The 23928-nt window shown below is 69.3% G+C and carries 17 protein-coding genes; 12 read left to right on the top strand and 5 right to left on the bottom strand.

Annotation, left to right across the window (positions count from 1 at the left end):
• Positions 1 to 3 precede the first annotated feature (3 nt).
• Positions 4 to 2307: a DNA topoisomerase IV subunit A gene (gene parC, locus JI745_RS05340; protein ID WP_201804397.1), complete on the top strand. Its 2304-nt coding sequence runs from the start codon at positions 4 to 6 to the stop codon at positions 2305 to 2307.
• A 10-nt stretch (positions 2308 to 2317) separates the two neighbouring features.
• Positions 2318 to 3919, top strand: a complete 1602-nt coding sequence (locus tag JI745_RS05335) for an MFS transporter (protein WP_201804396.1) — start codon at positions 2318 to 2320, stop codon at positions 3917 to 3919.
• A gap of 13 nt (positions 3920 to 3932) precedes the next feature.
• On the opposite strand, the gene JI745_RS05330 is transcribed toward JI745_RS05335, so the two are convergent.
• The 3 genes from JI745_RS05330 to JI745_RS05320 form a co-directional block, all read right to left on the bottom strand.
• Positions 3933 to 4271, bottom strand: coding sequence for a hypothetical protein (locus JI745_RS05330; RefSeq protein WP_201804394.1), 339 nt, complete (start codon positions 4269 to 4271; stop codon positions 3933 to 3935).
• A gap of 79 nt (positions 4272 to 4350) precedes the next feature.
• A complete protein-coding gene (locus JI745_RS05325) occupies positions 4351 to 4815 on the bottom strand; it encodes a disulfide bond formation protein B (protein WP_201804392.1) in 465 nt (154 codons plus the stop codon).
• Complete coding sequence (locus tag JI745_RS05320) at positions 4812 to 5267, bottom strand: RidA family protein (RefSeq protein ID WP_201804391.1); 456 nt, start codon at positions 5265 to 5267, stop codon at positions 4812 to 4814. Before JI745_RS05320 ends, JI745_RS05325 begins: the two co-directional genes overlap by 4 nt.
• 46 nt (positions 5268 to 5313) lie before the next feature.
• Between JI745_RS05320 and JI745_RS05315 the strand changes: the two genes are divergently transcribed.
• The 8 genes from JI745_RS05315 (at position 5314) to JI745_RS05280 (ending at position 21618) form a co-directional block, all read left to right on the top strand.
• Positions 5314 to 7719: a DNA internalization-related competence protein ComEC/Rec2 gene (locus tag JI745_RS05315; protein WP_201804389.1), complete on the top strand. Its 2406-nt coding sequence runs from the start codon at positions 5314 to 5316 to the stop codon at positions 7717 to 7719.
• A gap of 88 nt (positions 7720 to 7807) precedes the next feature.
• Entirely contained in the window at positions 7808 to 9244 is a 1437-nt protein-coding gene (locus JI745_RS05310; protein ID WP_201804387.1) for a circularly permuted type 2 ATP-grasp protein, read from the top strand.
• Positions 9245 to 9262: 18 nt separating this feature from the next.
• Positions 9263 to 10234: an alpha-E domain-containing protein gene (locus tag JI745_RS05305; RefSeq protein ID WP_201804385.1), complete on the top strand. Its 972-nt coding sequence runs from the start codon at positions 9263 to 9265 to the stop codon at positions 10232 to 10234.
• A gap of 15 nt (positions 10235 to 10249) precedes the next feature.
• Positions 10250 to 11092: a transglutaminase family protein gene (locus tag JI745_RS05300; RefSeq protein WP_201804384.1), complete on the top strand. Its 843-nt coding sequence runs from the start codon at positions 10250 to 10252 to the stop codon at positions 11090 to 11092.
• Positions 11093 to 14509, top strand: a complete 3417-nt coding sequence (locus JI745_RS05295) for a DUF2126 domain-containing protein (protein ID WP_201804382.1) — start codon at positions 11093 to 11095, stop codon at positions 14507 to 14509.
• 127 nt (positions 14510 to 14636) lie between these two features.
• Positions 14637 to 18317 carry a DUF2339 domain-containing protein gene (locus JI745_RS05290; protein WP_201804380.1) on the top strand — a complete coding sequence of 1227 codons (3681 nt, stop codon included), beginning with the start codon at positions 14637 to 14639 and terminating at the stop codon, positions 18315 to 18317.
• Positions 18307 to 19671 (top strand): DUF3999 family protein, encoded by a 1365-nt coding sequence (locus JI745_RS05285; RefSeq protein ID WP_201804378.1) that lies wholly within the window; start codon positions 18307 to 18309, stop codon positions 19669 to 19671. Before JI745_RS05290 ends, JI745_RS05285 begins: the two co-directional genes overlap by 11 nt.
• A gap of 27 nt (positions 19672 to 19698) precedes the next feature.
• The gene (locus JI745_RS05280) at positions 19699 to 21618 is read left to right on the top strand and encodes a radical SAM protein (RefSeq protein WP_201804376.1); all 1920 of its coding nucleotides are present in this window, start codon (positions 19699 to 19701) and stop codon (positions 21616 to 21618) included.
• Here the strand turns inward: JI745_RS05280 and JI745_RS05275 are convergent.
• On the bottom strand, positions 21615 to 22238 hold the full coding sequence (locus JI745_RS05275) for a TetR/AcrR family transcriptional regulator (protein WP_201804370.1): 624 nt from the start codon (positions 22236 to 22238) through the stop codon (positions 21615 to 21617). The two genes, JI745_RS05280 and JI745_RS05275, sit on opposite strands and share 4 nt — an antisense overlap.
• 113 nt (positions 22239 to 22351) lie before the next feature.
• Here JI745_RS05275 and JI745_RS05270 point away from each other — a divergent pair, with 113 nt between their 5' ends.
• Together JI745_RS05270 and JI745_RS05265 are read left to right on the top strand one after the other, a co-directional pair.
• A complete protein-coding gene (locus JI745_RS05270; protein WP_201804368.1) occupies positions 22352 to 22777 on the top strand; it encodes a hypothetical protein in 426 nt (141 codons plus the stop codon).
• Entirely contained in the window at positions 22774 to 23385 is a 612-nt protein-coding gene (locus JI745_RS05265; RefSeq protein ID WP_201804367.1) for an N-methyl-D-aspartate receptor NMDAR2C subunit, read from the top strand. Before JI745_RS05270 ends, JI745_RS05265 begins: the two co-directional genes overlap by 4 nt.
• A 10-nt stretch (positions 23386 to 23395) precedes the next feature.
• Here JI745_RS05265 and JI745_RS05260 read toward each other — a convergent pair whose 3' ends face one another.
• Complete coding sequence (locus tag JI745_RS05260; protein ID WP_236674908.1) at positions 23396 to 23881, bottom strand: hypothetical protein; 486 nt, start codon at positions 23879 to 23881, stop codon at positions 23396 to 23398.
• Positions 23882 to 23928 lie beyond the last annotated feature (47 nt).

Here is a 23928-nt window from a genome sequence, read left to right as displayed (position 1 = left end):
GACATGAGCCTCGAAGACACGAACGACAACCCCGACGCGATCACGCTCGCTCATTACGCCGAGCGCGCGTACCTCGAATACGCCTTGAGCGTGGTGAAGGGCCGCGCACTTCCCGATGTGTGCGACGGCCAGAAGCCGGTGCAGCGCCGCATCCTCTATGCGATGGAGCGCATGGGCCTGAGCTTCACCGGCACCGCCGGTGCTCGGCCCGTGAAGAGCGCCCGTGTGGTGGGCGACGTGCTCGGCAAGTACCACCCCCACGGCGACCAGGCCGCGTACGACGCGATGGTGCGCATGGCACAGGACTTCTCGCAGCGCTACCCGCTGGTCGACGGCCAGGGCAACTTCGGCTCACGCGACGGCGACGGCGCGGCGGCCATGCGCTACACCGAAGCCCGGCTCGCCCCCATCTCGCGCCTGCTGCTCGACGAGCTGGACGAAGGCACGGTCGACTTCGCGCCCAACTACGACGGCTCGGAGCAGGAGCCGAAGCAACTGCCGGCGCGCCTGCCCTTCGTGCTGCTCAACGGCGCAAGCGGTATCGCGGTGGGCCTCGCGACCGAGGTGCCGTCGCACAACCTGCGCGAGGTGGCGGCGGCCGCCGTCGCGATGATCCGCAACGACAAGCTCAACGACGAGGAGCTGGCGGCCCTGATTCCCGGCCCCGACTACGCCGGTGGCGGCCAGATCATCAGCGACGCAGCCGACATCCGCGCCGCCTACGCCACTGGCCGCGGCAGCCTCAAGGTGCGGGCGCGCTGGAAGATCGAAGACCTGGCGCGGGGCCAGTGGCAGCTCGTCGTCACCGAGCTGCCGCCGGGCACAAGTTCGCAGAAGGTGCTCGAAGAGATCGAAGAGCTGACCAACCCGAAGGTCAAGGCCGGCAAGAAGGCGTTGGCGGCCGAGCAGGTGCAGCTCAAGACCACGGTGCTGTCGGTGCTCGACGCGGTGCGCGACGAAGCCAGCAAGGACGCCCCGGTGCGCCTCGTCTTCGAACCCAAGACCTCGCGCATCAGCCAGGAAGAACTGATCCAGACGCTGCTCGCGCACACGAGCCTCGAAACGTCCGCGCCCATCAACCTCACGATGATCGGCGCCGACGGCCGGCCCACGCAGAAGAGCCTGCGCCAGATGCTGGCCGAGTGGGTGGCCTTCCGTGCCGAGACGGTGCAGCGCCGCTCGCAGTTCCGACTCGACAAGGTGCTGGCGCGCATCCACATCCTCGAAGGCCGGCAGCTGGTGCTGCTCAACATCGACGAGGTGATCAGGATCATCCGCCACTCGGATGAACCCAAGCCGGCGCTGATCGAGCGCTTCAAGCTGACCGAGATCCAGGCCGAAGACATCCTGGAAATCCGCCTGCGCCAGCTCGCGCGGCTGGAGGCCATCAAGATCGAGCAGCAGCTGAAGGAGCTGCGCGAAGAGCAGGGCAAGCTGGAAGACATCCTCAACTCGCCGGCCACGCTCAAGCGCACGCTGATCAAGGAGATCGAGACCGACGCCAAGCAATACGGTGACGAGCGCCGCACGCTGATCCAGGCGGAGAAGAAGGCGGTCGCCGAGATCAAGGTGATCGACGAGCCGGTGACGGTGGTGGTGAGCCTCAAGGGCTGGGTGCGTGCGCTCAAGGGCCACGAGGTTGATGCCGCGGCGCTGGCCTTCAAGGCGGGTGATGGCTTGTACGGCGTGTTCCCGTGCCGCACGGTCGATTCGCTGCTGGTCTTCGGCAGCAATGGCCGTGTGTATTCCACGGCGGTGTCGCAACTGCCGGGCGGGCGTGGTGACGGCCAGCCCATCACGACGCTGATCGACCTCGAATCGGGCACGCAGCCGCTGCACTACTTTGCAGCCGCACCCGACGTGACGCTGCTGCTTTCGAACACCGGCGGCTTCGGCTTGCTGGCGCAAGTCGGCGACATGCTGAGCCGCCAGCGCGGTGGCAAGAGCTTCCTCACGCTCGAAGCCGACGACAAGGTGCTGCCGCCGGTGCCGCTGGTGACGGGCCATTCGCAGGTGGTGTGCCTCTCGATGAGCGGCCGGCTGCTGGCCTTCCCGCTGCAGGAACTGAAGCTGCAACCCAAGGGCGGCCGCGGCCTCACGCTGATGGACGTGGACGCGAAAGACCCGCTGGTGTCGGTGGCGGCCTGCGCCAACGGCGTGAAGGTGCTCGGCACCGGCCGCGGCGGCAAGGCCAAGGAAGAGGAGCTCAAGGGCGCCTCGCTCGCGGTGTATGCCGGCAAGCGTGCCCGCAAGGGCAAGACGCTCGACGCGGGGATGAAGCCGCATCGGGTATTGAGCCTGGGGTAAAAACGAGCCGATGCAGACAGCGGCCCAGCCTTCGCCCGAATCCCCCTGGGCCCCGCTGAGCCAGCCCGTGTTCCGCATGCTGTGGAGCGTGTGGCTCACGGCGAACGTCTGCATGTGGATGAACGACGTGGCGGCGGCGTGGATGATGACCTCGCTGACCACCTCGCCCATCATGGTGGCGCTGGTGCAGTCGGCGTCCACGCTGCCGGTGTTCTTTCTGGGCGTGCCGAGCGGGGCGCTGGCCGACATCCTCGACCGGCGCAAGTACTTCATCTTCACGCAGTTCTGGGTCGCGATCGTCGGGGTGCTGCTGTGCCTTGCGACGCTGAGCGGCCACATGGGCGCGCCGCTCTTGCTGCTGCTCACGTTTGCCAACGGCATCGGCTTCGCGATGCGCTGGCCGGTGTTCTCGGCGGTGATCCCGGAGCTGATCCCCCGGCACCAGCTGCCGTCGGCACTGGCGCTCAACGGGTTGGCGATGAATGCATCGCGCATCTTCGGGCCCATCCTCGCCGGGGCGCTGATCGCGAGCCTCGGCAGTGCCTGGGTGTTCGCCTTGAACGCGGTGCTGTCGGTGGCCTGCGGCTTCGTCATCATGCGCTGGAAGACGGCGCCCAAGGCGAGCGCCTTGCCGGCCGAGCGCTTCTTCGGTGCCATCCGCGTGGGGCTCACCTACGTACGGCAGTCGCAGGCCATGCATGCGGTGCTGTTCCGGGTGTCGGCGTTCTTCCTGCAGGCCATCGCGGTGACCTCGCTGCTGCCGCTGGTGGCCCGGCAGATGCCGGGTGGCGACGCGGGCACCTTCACCTTGCTGCTGGCCGCCATGGGCACGGGTGCGGTGATCGCCGCACTCAACATGCCACGCATCCGCGCGGTCATGGACGGCGACCTGCTGGTGCGCAACGGCACGCTGCTCCAGGCGGTGGCCATGCTGGTGGTGGCTTTCGCGCCCAACATCTACGTCGCGGCCCCGGCGATGATGGTCAACGGCATGACCGTCATTTCGGTGGCCAACTCGCTGGCCGTCTCGGCGCAGCTCACGCTGCCCAACTGGGTGCGCGCGCGTGGCATGTCGGTCTACCAGATGGCGCTGATGGGCGGTGGCGGCATCGGCGCGGCCATCTGGGGCCAGGTCGCCACCTTCAGCAGCGTGCGCGCGAGCATCGTCATCGCAGCGATCGTCGGGGTGGTGCTGATGCTCGCGGTCATCCGCTACAAGCCGCGCGGTGCCACCGACTCCGAGGACCTCACGCCGTCCAGCGCGTGGAAGGCCCCCGAGATGCCGCCGGGCGTGCAAGGGCACGATGGGCCGGTGATGACCACCATCGAGTACCTGATCGACCCGGCCCGCGCCGACGACTTCATGGCCGTGATGCGCGAGACACGCAGCAGCCGCTTGCGGCAGGGCGCGCTGTCATGCGAAGTCTTCCGCGATGCAACCGTGCCGGGCCGTTACGTGGAGCACATGCTCGACGAGTCATGGATCGAGCACCTGCGCCGCTTCGACCGCGTGACCGCCTACGACGTGGCGCTGCGCGAGCGGCGCCTCTCGTTCCACATCGGCAGCGAGCCGCCGCGCCTCACGCGCAGCCTGGCGGAGGCGATGGACTGATCAGCTGGACCGATCAGCGCTTCCGCGCTGGAGCACGCTTGCGGGCGGCGGGCTTCGCCGGCGCTTCCTCGGCGGGCTTGGCCAAGGCCAACGGTTCGGCGCCCGCTGTCGCAGCCTTCGTGTCGGCCGTGCCGCCGGTCCACGCCGGCAGCGGCCAGCTGTTGGCCACGGGCCAGGCCGACAGCATCATCGTCCACCACGAGTGCGTGGTGCTGAGCAGCGCTTCCCAGCTGCGCGCCTGCAGCGCGATCACCTGCTCGGGCGACCAGGGTGCGCGCCACAGCGAAGGGTCGTCGATGGCGGGTGGGTCTCCGGGCGCGGGCGCCCACAGGGAATTCCAGTGCCACATCATGGTGCGTACTCCTCGAGGCAATGAATGAGGGCAGCTTACTTGGCGCTCGTGACAAGCGCCAGCATGACCTTGCGCGGCGCTATCGCTTCCGGATGACGGCGACGCTGGCCACGCCGAGCACGACGAACAAGGCCAGGCTCCAGAACTCATACGGCACGCCCGCAAGCTTCACGGCGGCATCGGCACAGCTGGCGCGTGCCAGGAAGACATCGGGCCAGAGGCTGTCGAGCTTCATCGCGATCACGATCTGGTCGGCCACCGTCAGGGCGCATGAGGTCGACGATGCGGCCTTGAAGTGCTGCCACAGCGCGGCGGCGATGCCGCACAGCGAGAACGCCAGCGCCAGCACGCCGGCGATGCGCGTCGACACGAAGCCGACGACGCACAGCAGCGCGATGGCCAGGAAGATCACCCGCTGCAGGATGCACCACGGGCACGGCTCCATGCCGTAGACGTGCTGCGACACCAGCGCCGCGCCCACCGCGGCGACGCTCAGTGCGGCCATGCCGGCCAGCAGCCACCCCGGGCGTCGCAGCGCACTCATTCGACTTCGGCGATCAGCTCGATCTCGACGCAGGCGCCCAGCGGGATCTGCGCCACGCCGAAGGCGGCGCGCGCATGCACGCCGTTGGCGCCGAACACCTCGCCCAGCAGCTCGCTGCAGCCATTGGTGACGAGGTGGTGCTCGGTGTAGTCGGGCGTGCTGTTCACCAGGCTCACCACCTTGACGATGCGCTTGACCTTGTCGAGGTCGCCCACCGCCGCATGCAGCGTGCCCATCAGGTCGATCGCCACGGCACGGGCGGCCTGCTTACCGGTGGCGGTGTCGATGTCGCGGCCGAGCTGGCCGACCCAGGGCTTGCCGTCGCGCTTGGCAATGTGGCCCGAGAGAAACACGAGCGAGCCGGTGCGCACGAAAGGCACGTAGGCCGCCACGGGCACGCCGACGGCGGGCAGCTCGATTCCGAGGGACTTCAGACGGTCGTAGACAGACATCGCAGTGCAGCCAGTCGTGAGGGGTCGCAAATCCTACACTGCACCCATGGGAGGAAAACAAAGGGCCGGGCATGCCATCGGCATGGGCTTGGCATGGCTCGTCGGCGTGGCCGTGCAGCTGCACGAGCGCGCGCTGATGCCGCTCGGGCTCTATCAGGCGATGGTGCTGGGCGCCGTGCTGGCGCTCGCCGTCGGCTGGCGCTGGCAGCGGGTGCGGTGGCTGTGGGTCGCGGCGGCGCTGGCGGCCGGGCTGGGAGCGAGCGGCTGGCGTGCGACGGTGCGGCTGGCCGACACCTTGCCGGCGTCGGTCGAAGGGCAGGACGTGCAACTCGTCGGCGTGGTCGCCAGCCTGCCGCAGCGTTCGGCCGCGGGCCTGCGCTTTCGCTTCGACGTGGAGTCGGCGGCGCATCAGGGGCAGGCGGTGCAGATGCCGGCGAAGGTGTCGCTCGGCTGGTACGTCGGCTGGCACGAAGACGGCGGCCTGAGCGAGCCGCAGCTGTCGCTGCGCGCGGGCCAGCGCTGGCGCTTCACGGTGCGGCTGCGGCAGCCGCACGGCAACCTCAACCCGCACGGGTTCGACTACGAGCTCTATCTCTTCGAGCAAGGCATCCGCGCGACGGGCTATGTGCGGGCAGGCGATCGTGCGGCGCCGGAGCTGCTCGACGCGAGTGCCGGCCGCTGGGTCGACCGCCTGCGGCAGCGGGTGCGCGACGGGATCGACGCGAACGTGAGCGAGCCGCGCGCAGCCGGCGTGCTGGCGGCGCTGGCGGTGGGCGACCAGTCGGCCATCGAACGGGAGGACTGGCAGCTCTTCCGCAACACCGGCGTCGCACACCTGATGTCGATCAGCGGGCTGCACGTGACGATGTTCGCGTGGCTCGCCGGCTTGGCGGTAGCCGCGGTGTGGCGGCGCAGTTCGCGCGCCGTGCACCTGTGGCCAGCGCCATGGGCTGGGCGTGTCGGTGGCTTGCTGGCGGCGACGGCCTATGCGGTGTTCGCCGGCTGGGGCGTGCCGGCGCAACGCACGGTGTGGATGCTGGCGGTGGTGACGCTGTTGCAGCTCAGCGGGCGGCGCTGGCCGTGGGCGATGGTGCTGCTGTCGGCGGCCGTGGTGGTGAGTGCGCTCGACCCGTGGGCCTTGCTGCAACCGGGCTTCTGGCTGTCGTTCGTCGCGGTGGGTTTGCTGATGGCGTCCGAGCCGGCGCAGCGGGCGAGGGATGACGCACCGGCGCAGCGATGGTGGCAGCGCCTCTGGTCGGCAACACGCGGTGGCGTGCGCACGCAGCTCGTCGCCACGCTCGGGCTCACGCCGCTCAGCCTGGTGTTCTTCCAGCAGGTGTCGCTGGTGGGCCTGCTGGCCAACCTGGTCGCGATTCCGCTGGTCACGCTGGTGATCACGCCGCTGGCGCTGCTGGGTGTGGTGCTGGCCCCGCTGTGGCGGCTCGGAGCGTTCGTGCAGGAGACCTTGAGCCACGGCCTGGCGTGGCTGGGTGCCGTGCCTGGGGCAGTGTGGCTCGTGCCGGCTGCGCCACTGTGGGCGCAGGCGGCGGGCCTGGCCGGCGCGGCGCTCATCGTGCTGCCGCTGCCGTGGCGCATGCGGCTCCTGGCACTGCCCATGGTGATGCCGCTGCTGCTGCCGGTGCCAGCGCGGCCCGAGGCCGGCCGCTACGAGGTGCTGGCGGTCGACGTGGGGCAGGGCACTGCCGTGCTGGTGCGCACCGAGAACCACCTCCTGGTGTACGACGCCGGCCCGCAGTATTCACGCGAGAGCGATGCCGGCCAGCGGGTGCTCCTGCCGCTGCTGCACGCACGCGGCGAAACGCGCATCGACCGCCTGGTGCTGAGCCACCGCGACCTCGACCACGTGGGCGGCGCCAAGCCCTTGCTGCAGAACCTTCCGGTGGGTGAACTGCTCAGCTCGCTCGAAGACGACCACCCGATCCGCGCGCTGGCGAAGCAGCCCGTGCGCTGCGTCGCCGGCCAGCGCTGGGCCTGGGACGGCGTGCAGTTCGACGTGCTGCACCCGCGCGCCGAGGACTACGAGCGCGCCCTCAAATCCAACGCCATGTCGTGCGTCCTCAAGGTGAGCGGCCCGCAGGGCACGCTGCTGCTGACCGGCGACATCGAGCGCCAGCAGGAGGCCGAGCTGCTGGCCACCTCGGCCAAGGCGCTGCGCAGCGACGTGCTGCTGGTCCCGCACCACGGCAGCCGCACCTCGTCGACGGCGGCTTTTCTCGATGCCGTGTCGCCCAGGATCGCGATCGTGCAGGCCGGCTATCGCAACCGCTTTGGCCACCCGGTGGCCGAGGTCGTCGATCGATTGAAGGCGCGAAACACCCGCATCGAGACCAGCCCTGCCTGCGGCGCGTGGCAGTGGCGCGGGGGCGACGCCGCCGTGTGCGAACGGGATCAGGCGCGCCGCTACTGGCATCACCACGCCAGACGCGAGTAACCTCGGGGCGATCATCGGGCCGCTGTGCGCTGGGATGGGTGCAATTGGCCTGCTTTTTGCTACCTTGCCTGCGAGGAGACCAGGACCCATGCGACCCAGCTTCGACGAGATGCAGGCCACCAGCACCAGCGTGCGAGACCACTACCGGGTCTACGACCGCTGGCTGGCGCAGCAGCCCCGCGATGTGATGCGCTCGCGGCGTGAAGAGGCGGAGATGATCTTCCGCCGCGTGGGCATCACCTTCGCGGTCTACGGGGCGAAAGACGAAGACGGCTCGGGCACCGAGCGCCTGATCCCGTTCGACCTGATCCCGCGCGTGATCCCGGCCAGCGAATGGAGCGAGATGGAGAAGGGCCTCACGCAGCGCGTGACCGCGCTCAACCGCTTCATCCACGACGTCTACCACGAGCAGGAGATCATCCGCGCCGGCATCGTGCCCGCCGACCAGATCTTCAAGAACGCGCAGTTCCGCCCCGAGATGATGGGCGTCGACGTGCCGGGCGGCGTCTACTCGCACATCAGCGGCATCGACATCGTGCGCGCGGCCAACGCCGACGGCAGCGGCAGCTACTACGTGCTCGAAGACAACCTGCGCGTGCCCAGCGGCGTGAGCTACATGCTCGAGAACCGCAAGATGATGATGCGCCTCTTCCCCGAGCTCTTCAGCCAGCACCGCGTGGCGCCGGTCGCTCATTACCCCGACCTGCTGCTCGAGACGCTGCGCGGCGTGGCGCCGGCCTCCGTCAACGACCCGACGGTCGTGGTGCTCACCCCGGGCATGTACAACAGCGCGTACTTCGAGCACGCCTTCCTTGCGCAGCAGATGGGCGTGGAGCTGGTCGAAGGGCAGGACCTCTTCGTCAAGGACAACTTCGTCTACATGCGCACCACGCAGGGCCCGAAGCGGGTCGACGTGATCTACCGCCGTGTCGACGACGACTTCCTGGACCCGCTGGCCTTCCGCCCCGATTCCACGCTTGGCTGCGCGGGCCTCCTGAGCGTGTACCGCGCCGGCAACGTGACGCTGTCCAACGCCATCGGCACGGGTGTCGCCGACGACAAGTCGATCTACCCCTACGTGCCCAAGATGATCGAGTTCTACCTGGGCGAAAAGCCGATCCTCAACAACGTGCCCACGCACCTGTGCCGCGAGGAAGACGACCTCAAGTACGTGCTCGACCACCTGCCCGAGCTCGTGGTGAAGGAAGTGCATGGCGCCGGCGGCTACGGCATGCTCGTCGGCCCGGCCGCCACCAAGGCCGAGATCGCCGACTTCCGCAAGGCGCTCGAAGCCAATCCCGCCGGCTACATCGCGCAGCCGACGCTGAGCCTGTCCACCTGCCCGACCTTCGTGGAAAGCGGCATCGCCCCGCGCCACATCGACCTGCGGCCCTTCGTGCTCTCGGGCAAGGAGGTGCAGATGGTGCCGGGCGGCCTGACGCGCGTGGCCCTGAAAGAAGGCTCCCTCGTCGTCAATTCGTCGCAGGGTGGTGGTACCAAGGACACCTGGGTCCTGGAAGCTTGAACGACGAGGAGGCCTGAAATGCTGTCAAGAACTGCCGATCACCTCTTCTGGATGGCCCGCTACATGGAGCGAGCCGAGAACACCGCGCGCATGCTCGACGTCAACTACCAGACCTCGCTGCTGCCGCAATCGGCCGATGCCGCCGTGAACGGGTGGCGCGGCCTGCTCAGCATCTCGGAGCTGAGCCACGACTACAACACGCGCTACGGCGAGGTCGACCCGCGCAAGGTCATGGCCTACATGGTCGGCGACGAGAAGAACCCGTCGAGCATCTACAACTGCCTGCTCGCTGCCCGCGAGAACGCGCGCGCCGTGCGCGGCGCCCTCACCACCGAGGTGTGGGAGACGCAGAACCAGACCTGGATCGAGTTCCAGCGCATGCTGCGCAGCAAGGCCTTCGAGCGCGACCCGGGCGAGGCCTTCGAGTGGGTGAAGTTCCGCTCGCACCTCTCGCGCGGCGTGACGGTGGGCACCATGCTGCAGGACGAGGCCTTCCACTTCCTGCGCATCGGCAGCTTCCTCGAGCGGGCCGACAACACCGCGCGCATGCTCGACGTGAAGTTCCACGCGGTCGAAAGCGAGTTCTACGGCGCGGGCAACGGCAGTGGTGCCACGCGCGACCAGGAGTACGACTTCTATCACTGGTCGGCGATCCTGCGTTCGGTCTCGGGTTTCGAGGTCTACCGCAAGGCGTACCGCAACGTGATCCGGCCCGAGAAGGTGGCCGAGCTTCTGATCCTGCGCACCGACATGCCGCGCTCGCTCGCCTGCTGCATGGACGAGGTCGTGGCCAACCTCAAGCGTGTGGCCAACGACCAGTCGCACGAGACGCTGCGCCGCGCCGGCCGCCTGCAGGCCGACCTGCGCTTCGGTCGCATCGACGAGATCCTCGCGACCGGGCTGCATGCGTTCCTCAGCCAGTTCCTCGAGCGTGTGGGTACGCTGGGTGTGGGCATCAGCCGTGACTTCCTTGTTCCGGTCGCCGCCTGAAGTGAGACGTGCTGGATGAAACTCACCATCCAACACGTCACCCACTACGACTACAGCGCGCCGCTGCAGTACGCCCTGCAGTCGCTGTGCCTCACGCCGCAGGCCAGCGCCCACCAGACGGTGCACGAGTGGACCGTCACCGCGCCCGCGCCTTTGCATGCGCAGCGCGACGGCTACGGCAACCTCGCCCACACCTGGAGCCTGGCGCGCCGCTCCTATGGCAGCGCGGTGCGCGCAGGCGGCACGGTCGAGACGCATGCCTCGCCGTGGCTCGTGGACAAGGGCACGCCCATCCAGCTCTATCTGCGAAGCACACGGCTCACCGTGGCCGATGAACAGCTGAAGGCCCTTGGCCGTGTGCACCTCGCCGATGGCGTGACCGAAGATTCGGCCATGGCGCTCGCGCAGGCCGTGCTCCAGCGCGTGCGCTACAAGCCTGGCGCCACCCACGTGCAGACCACGGCGCTGGAAGCGTGGGAGCAGGGCGGCGGGGTGTGCCAGGACCACGCCCACGTCTACCTCGCCGCCTGCCGCGCCAACGGCGTGCCGGCGCGCTACGTCAGCGGCTATTTCTACGCGCCCGATGCGCCGCACCTCGCGAGCCACGCCTGGGTCGACGTGTGCGTCGAGCCCGAGCACCACCGCTGGCTCAGCGTCGACATCACCCACGGCTGCCTGATGGACGAGCGCCATGTGCGCCTGGCCGTCGGGCTCGACTACGCCGCCTGCTCGCCCATCCGTGGCGTGCGCGAAGGCGGTGGCGACGAGACCATGCGCGTGCGCATCGACATCCGCCAGGCCGGCGAACCCGCCGTGCCCACCTTTTCCCAGCAGCAGACCCAAGCCCCGGAGCCCTGAATGTCCATCCACGTCGCGCTCAACCATGTGACCCACTACCGGTACGACCGGCCGGTCAACCTGGGTCCGCAGGTGGTGCGTCTGCGGCCCGCGCCGCATTCGCGCACCCGCATCCTCAGCTACTCGATGCGGGTGGAGCCGGCCACGCACTTCATCAACTGGCAGCAGGACCCGCAGAACAACTACCTCGCGCGGCTCGTCTTTCCCGACAAGACCACCAGCTTTCGCATCGAGATCGACCTCGTCGCCGAGATGTCGGTGCTCAATCCGTTCGACTTCTTCCTGGAGCCTTCGGCCGAGCACTTCCCGTTCACGTACGACGAGTCGCTTGCGCACGAGCTGGCGCCGTACCGCCTGAAGGGCGAGCTCACGCCACTGCTGTCGCACTACCTCGAGACCATCCCGCGCGAGAAGAAGCAGACCACCAACTTCCTCGTCGAGCTCAACCAGCGGCTGCAGGGCGACATCGGCTACCTCATCCGCATGGAGCCCGGCGTGCAGACGCCGGAAGAAACGCTCGCGAAGAAAAGCGGCTCCTGCCGCGACTCGGGCTGGCTGCTGGTGCAGATCCTGCGGCACCTGGGCTTTGCGGCGCGCTTCGTCTCGGGCTACCTGATCCAGCTCAAGAGCGACGTCAAATCGCTCGACGGCCCGAGCGGCACCGAGGTCGACTTCACTGACCTGCACGCCTGGTGCGAGGTCTACCTGCCCGGCGCCGGCTGGATCGGCCTCGATCCCACCTCCGGCCTGCTCGCGGGCGAAGGCCACATCCCGCTCGCGTGCTCGCCCGACCCGTCGTCGGCCGCGCCCGTCACCGGCGCGCTCGACGAATGCGAGACCGAGTTCGAGCACCACATGAAGGTCACGCGGGTGTGGGAGGCACCGCGCGTCACGCTGCCCTACACCGACGAGCAGTGGGCCGACATCGAGGCCCTCGGGCACGAGGTCGATGCCGACTTGCGCCAGAACGACGTGCGCCTCACGCAGGGAGGCGAGCCGACCTTCGTCTCGGTCGACGACCGCGACGGTGCCGAGTGGAACACCGAGGCCCTGGGCCCGACCAAGCGCATCCTCGCCGCCGACCTGATGGACAAGCTGCGCGCCAAGTACGGCGACGGCGGCCTGCTGCACTACGGCCAGGGCAAGTGGTACCCGGGCGAGCAGCTGCCGCGCTGGTCGCTCAACCTCTTCTGGCGCAAGGACCGCGAGCCCATCTGGGCCAATCCCGAGCTTTTCGCAAGCGAGCACCACGACTACGGCATCACCGACGTGAAGGCGCATCAGTTCCTCGCCGGCGTGGCCAGGCGGCTGGGGCTCGATCCGAAATATGTGTTCCCGGCCTACGAGGACGTCTGGTACTACCTGTGGCGCGAGCGCAAGCTGCCGACCAACGTCGACCCCTTCGATGCGCGTCTCTCCGATGAAATGGAGCGCGACCGCATCCGCAAGGTCTTCTCGCAAGGGCTCGACAAGGTCGTCGGCCATGTGTTCCCGGTGCTGCGCAACCCGACCGGCGCCACGCGCTGGCAGACCGGCCCGTGGTTCCTGCGCAGCGAGCGCTGCTACCTCGTGCCGGGCGATTCGCCGCTGGGCTACCGCCTGCCGCTCGACTCGCAACCCTGGGCCTCCTCGGCCGACTACCCCTGGACGCACCAGCCCGACCAGACGCAACCCTTCGCGCCGCTGCCGCCGTATCGCCGCCTGCGCTATGCGATGGGCGAGCAGGAGCCCGGCGCCCCCACGAATGGCCAGCAGGAGCCGCTCGCCACCTCGGCCACCACCTTCGGCGAGCGCTCGCGGGCGGCGCAAAACGGCAAGCACGCCAGCACCAGCGTGCCGACGCAGGATCCGCCGCGTGCGCCGTCGCGCTTCGAGTCCGCCGGCTGGATCACCCGCACCGCGATGTGCGCCGAGCCGCGCCATGGCCGGCTCTATGTCTTCATGCCGCCGACCTCGGCGCTGGAAGACTACTTAGAGCTTGTCGCCGCCGTCGAAGACACTGCCGCCGAGATGAAGCTGCCGGTGATCCTCGAAGGCTACGAGCCGCCGAAGGACCCGCGCCTGTCCACGCTGCGCGTGACGCCCGACCCCGGCGTCATCGAAGTCAACATCCACCCGGCGCACAGCTGGGGCGAACTCGTCGACCAGACCACGCACCTCTACCAGGCCGCACACGAGACGCGCCTGTCGACCGAGAAATTCATGGTCGATGGCCGACACACCGGCACGGGCGGTGGCAACCACTTCGTGCTCGGCGGCGCGACGGTGGCCGACTCGCCGTTCCTGCGCCGGCCCGACCTGCTGGCGAGCATGGTGGCGTACTGGCACAACCACCCGGCGCTCTCGTACCTCTTCTCCGGCCTCTTCATCGGCCCCACGAGCCAGGCGCCGCGCATCGACGAAGCGCGCAACGATTCGGTCTATGAGATCGAGATCGCCTTCGCCGAGCTGCAGCGCAAGACGGCCGAAGGCCCGACCGCCTGCCCGCCGTGGCTGATCGACCGGCTGCTGCGCAACCTGCTCATCGATGTGACCGGCAACACCCACCGCGCCGAGTTCTGCATCGACAAGCTCTACTCGCCCGATGGCCCGACCGGCCGGCTGGGCCTCCTGGAGATGCGCGCGTTCGAGATGCCGCCGCATGCGCGCATGAGCCTCACGCAGCAGCTGCTGATGCGCTCGCTGGTGAGCCGCTTCTGGCAGAAGCCCTACCAGCCGCCGCGCCTGAAGCGCTGGGGCACCGAGCTGCACGACCGCTTCATGCTGCCGCACTTCGTGTGGCAGGACCTGTGCGACGTGATCGAGGAGCTGAACGGCTTCGGCTACGCGATGAAGGCCGAGTGGTTTGCGCCGCATTTCAACTTCCGCTTCCCGCGCCTGGGCGACTTCAATGCGATGGGGGTCGACGTCGAGCTGCGCCTCGCGCTCGAGCCGTGGCATGTGATGGGCGAGGAGGGCGCCGTGGGCGGCACGGTGCGCTTCGTCGACTCGTCGGTCGAGCGCCTGCAGATCAAGGCCACCGGCCTGGTCAGCGACCGCCATGTGCTCACCTGCAACGGCCGCGTGATCCCGATGCAGCCGACCGGCAAGGTGGGTGAGTTCGTGGCCGCCGTGCGCTACCGCGCATGGAACCCGCCGTCGGCATTGCACCCGACCATCGGCGTGCACGTGCCGCTCACCTTCGACCTCGTCGACAGCTGGATGAGCCGCTCGCTCGGCGGATGCCAGTACCACGTGGCGCACCCGGGCGGCCGCAACTACGCGACCGCGCCGGTCAACGCCTACGAGGCCGAGGCGCGGCGGCTTGCGCGCTTCTTCCGCATCGGCCACACGCCGGGCGAGATGACGGTGCCAAAGGACGAGCGCAACCCGAACTTCCCGTTCACGCTCGACCTGCGCCGCGCGACCGTCGGCTAGCGTCGGTACTGCCCTGGCGCACCGCCGGGGTTGCCTCGCGATACCTGGGCCCGCCCCCAAAAGGCGGGCCTTTTTCATCGTGTGTCGCCCTCCATAATCGGCCGCCAACAAGACAGAGGGAGACTCGATGAAGTTCATCTTCGGCGTGGTCGGCGCCATCCTGGGTTTGCTAATGGGCGAACTGATCGGCGGTCTGATCGGCCTCGGGGTGGGCATCGGGCTCGCCTCGATGATGCAGAAGAGCGACAAGGCGAATGCATCGAAGACCGCGGCTGCCGCGCCGGCACAGCCCACGGCGGCCAAGCCTTCCACCCCGCCGCCACTGCCGATGGAAACGCGTGTGGCGCGCCTGGAGCAGGAAGTGGCGATGCTGCGGGCTGAGGTGAAGCGCCTGTCGCAAGCGCCGGTGGCGACCGCGGCCCCGGCGTCGGTGTCGGTGTCGGAGCCTTTGGCGTTCGACCTGCCCGACCTCGCGCCTGCGCCGATGGCCGCCCCGATCCCCGAGGCCGCGCCGGCGAGCTTCTCGCTGCCTGCGCTGGAGCCTGCACCGGCGCCGACGCCTGTCAATGAACAGCCCGACACGCAGCCATTGCCGCTCGACGTGCCCACGCCGGCACAGGCCGCCACGCCAGCCGCAGCGCCCACGCCTGCGCGTCCACCGGCCCCACGGCCTGCGCCCGTGCCTCAGCCCACGCTGCAGGAGCGCCTGCCGCCGTTCCTGAGCAAGCTCATCTTCGGTGGCAACACCATCGTCAAGGTCGGCGTGCTCATCCTCTTCCTGGGACTGGCCTTCCTGCTGCGCTATGCGGCCGAGCGCGTGACGGTGCCGGTGGAGCTGCGCTATGCCGGCGTCGCGCTGCTCGGCGCGGTGCTGCTGGTGCTCGGCTGGCGCCTGCGCGAGCGCAAGGATGGCTACGGCCTGATCCTGCAAGGCGCGGGCATCGGCGTCTTCTACCTCACCACGCTTGCGGCGCTCAAGATCAGCCACCTGCTGCCAGCCGAGCTCGCCTTCGGCTTCCTCTTGGCCGTCACGCTCCTGAGCGCCGTGCTCGCGATGGCGCAGAACGCGCCGTGGCTCGCCTACGTGGCCGCAGCCGAGGGCTTTGCCGCGCCGGTGCTGGTGTCCACCGGCAGCGGCAACCACATCGCGCTCTTCAGCTACCTCGCGGTGCTCGACGTGGGCATCTTCCTGATGGCGTGGTTCCGTGCCTGGCGGCCGCTCAACCTGATCGGCGCGGTGGGCACCTTCGCGCTCGCCGGCGCCTGGGCCCACAAGCACTACACCGACGCGCACTACCCGAGCACGCAGGCCTTCCTGCTGTTCTTCTTCGTGCTCTTCACGCTGGTGGGCGTGCTCTTCGCGCGACGTGCGCTCGCGCAGGGCGACGAGCCCGATGCGCGTCGCCCGATCTCGCAGCGCGCGGCGCAGACGCTGGCGCAGGTGGGCCGTGTCGACAGCACGCTGGCCTTTGGCGTGCCGCTCGCAAGCTACGGCCTGCAATACCTGATGGTGCGCGGCTGGGAGTTCGGCCCCGCGTGGGCGGCGGTCGGCTTTGCGCTCTTCTACCTGCTGCTCGGTGGCGTCCTGCTCAGAGGCGGCAATGTGCGCTACGCCTTGCTGGGCGAGGCCTACGTGATCGTCGCCGTGATTTTCGGCACGCTGGCGATCCCGCTCGCGCTCGAAGGCGAATGGACGGGCGCCACCTGGGCGGTGGAAGCGGCCGGCATGTTCTGGCTCGGCGTGCGGCAGCAGCGGCGCTATGCGCGGGCATTCGCGCTGCTGGTGCTGGCGGCGGCCACGCTGCGGCTGGTGAGCGCGCTCGGCTTCGACTTCTCGCCGGGCACGCCGCTCTTCACCGGCTCGGTGCTGGGCGTGCTGATGCTCTCGGCGAGCGCGTTCGCGATGTTCTTCGTGGCCCGCCGCGCGGCAGTCGACCAGCAGGGCGGCTGGGAGGCCGCCGGCGTCATCGGCCAACTGTGGATCGGCCTGGCGGCACTGGCACTTGCGGCCTGGTTGCTGCTGGTGCCGCAGTGGGCGTGTGTGGCGACCTCGCTGCTCGCCTTCGCCTGCGCCTGGGTGCAGGCGCGCAAGCCGCTGCCGGCCCTGCAGTGGGCGAGTGCGGCGCTGCATGCCGTGGCGCTGGCCGGTTTCGCAAGCACGCTGCACGCCTTGCATGGCCAGGCGATGCTCAGCAACGGCTGGCAAGGGCTGGTGGCCGCGACCGTGATCGGCGTGAGCCTGCTGGCGAGCACCTGGCTGCCCTTGAGCGCGGTGCTGCGTGAGGCCGAGGCGAAGCAAGCCGCGCCGCAGTGGTCGGTTGCCAGCAGCATCGGCTTGCTGGCGGGCGTTGGCGCCTTGTCGTCGAGCCTGCTCTTCGTGATGCCGGCCGACATCGCGGCACGCGTCTGGCCCTGGCTCGGCTTGCTCGCGTTGTGGCTGGGCCTGCGCCTGCGCCATCCGGCGCTGGCCGTCGCCTGGGGCGCGCTGCAGCCCGGTTCTGCGCTGGCATTCTTCGTCTATGGCCCTGCGCTGTGGGCCGAGACGAGCACGGGCCTCACTTTGTGGACACCGCTCGTGCTCACGCTCGCCGGCCTGATCTCGGGCGACGCGCTGCAGCGCTCGGCCAAGCTGCCGCGCGCCGTGCCCTGGCAGCGGGCCACGTGGCTGCACTGGGGCGTGGTGCTGTGGGGCCTCGCGTGGTGGTCGCAGGTGCTGCTGCCCGATGCGTGGCGCCACCTGCTGCGCACGCAGAAGTACTGGGTGCTGCTGTGGCCGGCGGTGCTCACCGGCTGGGTGCTCGTCACCTCGGTGGTGGTGACCGGTGTCGCACGCTGGCGCGACTGGCGTGTGCTCGGCCAGACGGCCTGGGCCACCGTGCCGGCCTGGGTGTGCACCCCGGCGCTCGGGATGGTGCTTGTCGGCGCTGCGCCGCACCAGCACCTGGGCTGGCTGGTCTGGCCGCTCGCGCTGGCGTGGCATGTGGTGTTGTTGCGCGCCTTGTCGCGCTGGTGGTCCGACTCGGCGATCGCGCCCTTGCACGTGGGCGGGTTCTGGCTCTTCCTGCTGCTCGCCGCGCGCGAGGCGCAGTGGCTCACCGCCGGCTGGGGCGAAGCCGGCTCGGCCTGGCCGGTGCTGGGCTGGGTGCTGGTGCCGGCGCTCGTGCTCGCAGCGATCACACGGCCGGCCGTGCTGCAGCGCTGGCCGCTCACGACCTTCCGCATGCCTTATCTCGTGGTGGCGTGTGTGCCGGTCGCGCTGTACCTGCTGCTGTGGCTGTGGGTCGGCAACACGCAGGAGGGCGAAACTGCGCCGCTCCCTTACGTGCCCTTGCTGAACCCGCTCGAAGCAGGGCAGGGCCTGGTGCTGCTGTCGCTCTTCCTCTGGCACCGTGCCTTGCCGGCCGGCACTCAGCTGCCGCGCCAGGCGTTGCTGGCCGGCCTGGGTGCCACGGCGTTCGCGCTCTACACCGGCATGGTGCTGCGCACCTGTCACCACTGGGCCGGCGTGCCGTGGGAGAGCGGGGCGCTGATGGACTCGACGCTCACGCAGGCCGCGCTGTCGGTGGCCTGGGCCATCGTCGGCGTGGCGCTGATGATGCTCGGCCACAAGCGCGTCGAGCGCGCGGTGTGGGTGGTCGGTGCGGCGCTGCTGGCCGTCGTGGTGTTGAAGCTCTTCTTCGTGGAGCTGGCCGACAGCGGCGGCCTCTACCGCATCGTGTCGTTCATCGTGGTCGGGCTGTTGCTGCTGCTCGTGGGCTACTTCGCCCCCGTGCCGCCCAGCCGCAAGGAGGCAGCACATGCGGCATAGCGTGGGGTGGGCCTTGCTGGCCTGTGCAATGCCGGCCTGGGCCGGCGAAGCCCCGTTGACGCTGCAGGGCAAGGCGCCGTACCACGGCCTCACGCTGCCGCTCGCGGTGCTGGCGCAGGCGAGCCGTGCCGACCTGGGCGACATCCGCGTGCTCAACGCGCGCGGCGAGCCGGTGCCGCATGCATGGGTCGACGAGCCGCCATCGTCCACCGCCGAGGAGCGGCAGCATGCGGTGCCGTTCTTCCAGGCGCCGGCGGCGGCTTCGGCGGTCACCGCCTCGCAGCAGGGCGGCTGGATCGTCGACCTGCGCAAGGTACCCGGCACCTTGCTCGAGCTGAACCTTGCCGTGAAGCCCGGCACGCACGGCGTCTATAGCTTTGCCATCGAGGCCAGCGACGACCTGCAGCAGTGGCGCCTGCACACGGGCGCGGCGCAGCTGCTGTCGCTGCAGCGGCAGGGCCTGCGGCTCGAGCACACGCGCTTCGACCTGTCGGGCCTGCGGGCGCGCTACCTCCGGCTGCCTCCGCAAACCGGCAGCGCGCTGCCGCCGCTTAGCGCGGCGAAGGTCACGAGCGTCACCCACTACGCGGCCATGCCGCCCGTGCAGTGGAGCGAGCCGCTCGCGCCCACGCAATGCACCGCCGAGCATTGCGACTTCACGCTGCCGCGCCACCTGCCGCTCGATCGCCTGGAATGGCAGCTCGCCGATGCCAACACGCTGGCCTCGGTCGACCTGCTGGTGCAGCGTGACCGCGGCGAGCCAGCGCCGGCGCGCGGCCGCTCGCACCGGCAGCGCCTGCGCGACCACCTGCGCGGCATTCGCCACAAGGACTCGCCCGCCGCGCCGTCGCCCACGCCCGACTGGACGTTCCTGCAACGCACCACCGCCTACTGGCTGCGCCTGCCCGAGGGCGACGTGCGCTCGCAACCGCTGCGGCTCGACGCCGGCGCGGTGACGCAGCTGCGCGTGCAGCCGCAGGGCGGCATGGTGCAGCTCGGCGCCAGGCCGCCGACGATCCGCATCGGCGCGCCGGCCGCGACGCTCGTGTTCCTGGCGCGCGAGCCTGCGCCATTCCGGCTGGCCTGGGGCGGCGAGGCCGCCACGGCGATGTCGCTGGCCCAGCTGATGCCGACCCGCAAGCCCCACGACCCCTTGCCGGTGGACACGGCCTCCGTCGTCATGCCGGTCGTGGCCGCGCCGGTGGCGACGCCCGCGCCCGCGCCCGCCAGCGCCCCGGCGCCGTCCGCGCCGGCACCATCGCGCAAGCTGTGGCTCTGGGGCGTGTTGCTCGCGGCCTTGGGCGTGATGGGGACCATGGCCTGGCGGCTGCTGCGACCGTCGAAGACGAGCTGAGCGCAGGGCACGTGGCAGACTTGCCACATGCCCATTGCAGTACCCCGCGTGCTCTCCGTCATCCCGCCGATGACGCAGCTCAACACGCCATACCCGTCCACCGCCTACCTCACCGGCTTCCTGCGCTCGCGCGGCATCGCCGCGGTGCAGGAAGACCTCGCCCTGGCGCTCGTGCTGAAGCTCCTGTCGTCCGAGGGGCTGCAGCAGGTCCGGGCCGAGATCGAGGCCTTGCCGCGCGCGGCGCGCACACCGCAGGTCCAGGCCTTCGTCGACCAGTTCGACCGCTACCGCACCACCATCGGCCCGACCATCGCCTTCCTGCAAGGCCGTGACCCGACGCTCGGCCACCGCATCGCAAGCCGCGGCTTCCTGCCCGAAGGCGCGCGCTTCGAGTCGCTCGAGGTCTACAGCGACCTCTATGACGATGGAAGCGGCGGCGATCCGCTCGCCTGGGCCTTTGGCGCGCTGGGCATGCAGGACCGCGCACGCCACCTGGCCACGCTGTACCTCAACGACCTGGCCGACGTGCTGCGCGACGCCATCGACCCGCGCTTCGAGTTCGTGCGCTATGCCGAATCGCTCGCGCAGAGCCAGCCGAGCTTCGACCCGCTGGCGGAAGCGCTGGCGGAGCCGCTGAACCTCGTCGACCGCACGCTGGTCGAGCTGACACTCGCGGCGATCGATCGCCACCAGCCGAACGTGGTGCTGGTTTCCGTGCCGTTCCCCGGCTCGGTGTACGCGGCCTTCCGCATCGCACAGGCCGTGAAGGCCCGCCACCCGCACATCACCACCGTGCTCGGCGGCGGCTTCGTCAACACCGAGCTGCGCGAGCTCAGCGAGCCGCGCGTGTTCGACCACTTCGACTACCTCACGCTCGACGCCGGCGAGCGCCCCTTGCTTTCGCTGCTGGAGCACCTGCAGGGCAGGCGATCGCAGCAGCGTCTGGTGCGCACCTTCCTGCGCGACGAGACCGGCGTGGTGCGCTACGTCAACATGATGGAAGCCGACATCGCCTTCTCCGACGTCGGCACGCCGACCTGGGACGGTCTGCCGCTGCACAGCTACCTCTCGCTGCTCGACATGCTCAACCCGATGAACCGGCTGTGGAGCGACGGGCGCTGGAACAAGCTCACGGTGGCGCACGGCTGCTACTGGAAGAAGTGCAGCTTCTGCGACGTGAGCCTCGACTACATCTCGCGCTACGAAGGCGCGTCGGCCGCCACGCTGGTCGACCGCATCGAGGCCATCGTCAAGGAAACCGGCCAGACCGGCTTCCACTTCGTCGACGAAGCCGCACCGCCCAAGGCACTGAAGACACTCTCGGCCGAGCTCATCGCGCGGAATCTCTCCGTCTCGTGGTGGGGCAACATCCGCTTCGAGAAATCGTTCAGCCGCGAGCTCTGCCAGCAGATGGCCGACAGCGGCTGCATCGCGATCTCGGGTGGGCTGGAGGTCGCCTCCGACCGTCTGCTCAACCTGATGAAGAAGGGCGTGTCGGTCGAGCAGGTGGCGCGCGTGACCAAGTCGTTCAGCGACGCTGGGATCCTGGTGCACGCCTACCTGATGTATGGCTTTCCCACGCAGACGGTGCAAGACACGGTCGACGCGCTGGAATACGTGCGCCAGCTCTTCGAGCAGGGCTGCATCCAGTCGGGCTTTTTCCACCGCTTCGCCTGCACTGTGCATTCACCGGTCGGCCAGAACCCCGAGGAATACGGCGTCACCCTGCAGCCGCTGCCGCCGGTCAGCTTCGCGAAGAACGACATCGGCTTCATCGACCCCACCGGCACCGACCACGATGCGCTCGGCGTCGGGCTCAAGAAGGCGCTCTACAACTTCATGCACGGCATCGGGCTGGAGGAAGACGTGCGCATGTGGTTCGACTTCCCCGTGCCCAAGACCAAGGTGCAGCGGCACCACATCGCCAAGGCGCTGGCCAGGGCCTAAGCCTTGCGCCTGGGCGCCGCATCGATGCCGTGCGCGGCGAACGCCATGGCGGCATCGGCGGCATAGCCGGCCGGCATCACGTTCGCGGCGGCGCTCGACAGCTGGAAGGCGCCTTCCATCAGGGCCACCAGCCCTGCGGCAAGTGTGGGGGCCGAGTCGGTGGTACGGCGCTTCTCGGCCAGGCACGCCGACAGCAGCTGCTTGAGCAGTGCCAGTTCCTGCGCGATGGCCTCCTCGTAGAGCACCCGCACTTCAGGCTGGCGGACCGCTTCGGCGCCGATCATCACCCAGGCCGCCACCATGTCGGGTGCGGCACCAGTGCCCAGGCCCAGTCGCGCCTGCACGTAGGCGCGCAGCCGGTCCGCCGGGCTCGCCGATGCGGCCGAGCGGCTCTCGTAACGCGTTCGCGCGAACTCGACGATCGCCGCCACCAGCGACACCAGGATCTCCTGCTTGCTCTTGAAGTGGTAGTGGATGAGCCCCGGCGTCAGGCCCGCCTCTCGTGCGATGGCCTGGATGGTCGCCTTCTCGTAGCCGTGCCGGGCCATGACGGGGAGCATCGCCGCCACGATGGCGGCGCGGCGGCTCTCGGTGTTGGTGACGCTGGGAGTGCGGGGCATGGCGTGAGGTATTTTTGGCTGAATGACCAAATTATCGTTGCACACGTCTGGCAAGGCGACTAAAGTTTCTATAAATTGGGTGCACAACCAAATATTGGCAATGGGAGCCCTGCGTGCAAGTGCGATATGCCTTCGAGAGCAGCGATTCGCTGGCCCAGTTCACGGGCTGGCTGCTGCATGGCCACCTGCTGCTCTTCGCGCTGGTTCCGTTTTCCATCTGGGGCTGGGCGAGCGTGCCGGCCTGGCTGTTGCTGGGGGCGCTCCACATCGCGGGTCTCCGGGCCTCGATCACGGTGACGGATGCCGAGGTGGTGATCATGAAGAAGTGGTTCTTCATTCCATACTCGCGCCACCGCGCACCGGTGATCGCCGACGTCTGGTACGGCGGTGATTGGGGCCTGGAAGAGGGCGCGATATGCCTTGTCGTGAAGCTGGGTGACAAGGAAGTCACCATCGGCACCAGCAAGAACATGAGAGACCTGTACGTCGATCTTCTGCCGTACACAGCGCCAAGGTTCGTGAGGGGAGAGGCCACATGACGATGCTTTCAAGCTGGCAACAGGCCTGGGTGTTGGCCGGCCTGGTCGAACCGCCGAGGACCGTCTTCGAGTCGCTGTGCCGCGCCTACGCCGAGCCTCAGCGCCACTACCACTCGCTGCAGCACCTGCGCGAGTGCCTCGCGCAAGCCGGTGAGATCGAGCGGCTGGCCGAGCGGCCCGGCGAGGTGCTGATCGCGCTGTGGTTCCACGATGCCGTCTACGACACCCATGCGCGGGGCAACGAGGCCGCGAGCGCCGCATGGGCACGCGACATCGTCGCAGCCGCCGGCAGCCGCGAGGCCGCCGACCGGGTGCATGCGCTCGTGATGGCCACCGAGCACCACGCCGTGCCGGCCACGCGCGATGCGCAGGTGCTGGTGGATGTGGACCTGTCGATCCTCGGGGCCGACGCGGCGCGCTTCGATGAATACGAGCAGCAGGTGCGCGACGAATACCGCCACGTGCCGGCGCTGCTCTTTCGCACCAGGCGGCGCGCGGTGCTGCAGGCGTTTCTCGCGCGGCCCCGGATCTACAACACCGAGGCCTACGTCGATCGCCTCGAAGCCCGGGCGCGCGCGAACCTGGGCCGCTCGATCGAGCGGCTCTGACCGCCCGCGGTCAGCTGCAGCTGCGCGCGACCAGTTGGCCCTTGAGGTAGGCGCGCCGCACCGTGCCGGCGGCAATCGCCGCGGCCACGTCCTTCGAGTAGCGCTCGGCACCGCTCAGCTTGCGCACCCACTTGCGATAGGGCACCACGCCTTCGGCCGCACCGCGCAGGCTGCCCATTGCTTCGTTGGTGGCGAGCGTGACGCCACGTTCGATGAGGCTCGGGTTGGTGGCCGTGGCCGGGGTGTCTAGGTCGGCGCCGAGCAGTTCGTCGAGCGCCTTGATCTCGGCGCCGATGGCGGTGCAGCTCGCATCGATCGGCGGCGCGTAGGGCCGTGCGGCCACGGCCACCAGCAGCGGCGGGATGGGCGCCTGCACGAGGTTGAGGTCGTTGAGCGGCGTGATGGCCGCATCGGTCACCGGCTTGGTGTCGAGCTGGGCGCAGCCGCCGAGCAGCAAGGCGATGGTGAGGGCGAGGGTGGGGCGTTGAATGTTCATGCAGGCCAGGGTACCAGCGGCTCGCGTGCACGGCGAGCGTCGAAACC

The sequence above is a fragment of the Piscinibacter sp. HJYY11 genome (genome assembly GCF_016735515.1).
In the GTDB taxonomy this organism is placed as follows: domain Bacteria; phylum Pseudomonadota; class Gammaproteobacteria; order Burkholderiales; family Burkholderiaceae_C; genus Rhizobacter.
This window is presented reverse-complemented; position numbering and strand designations above follow the sequence as displayed.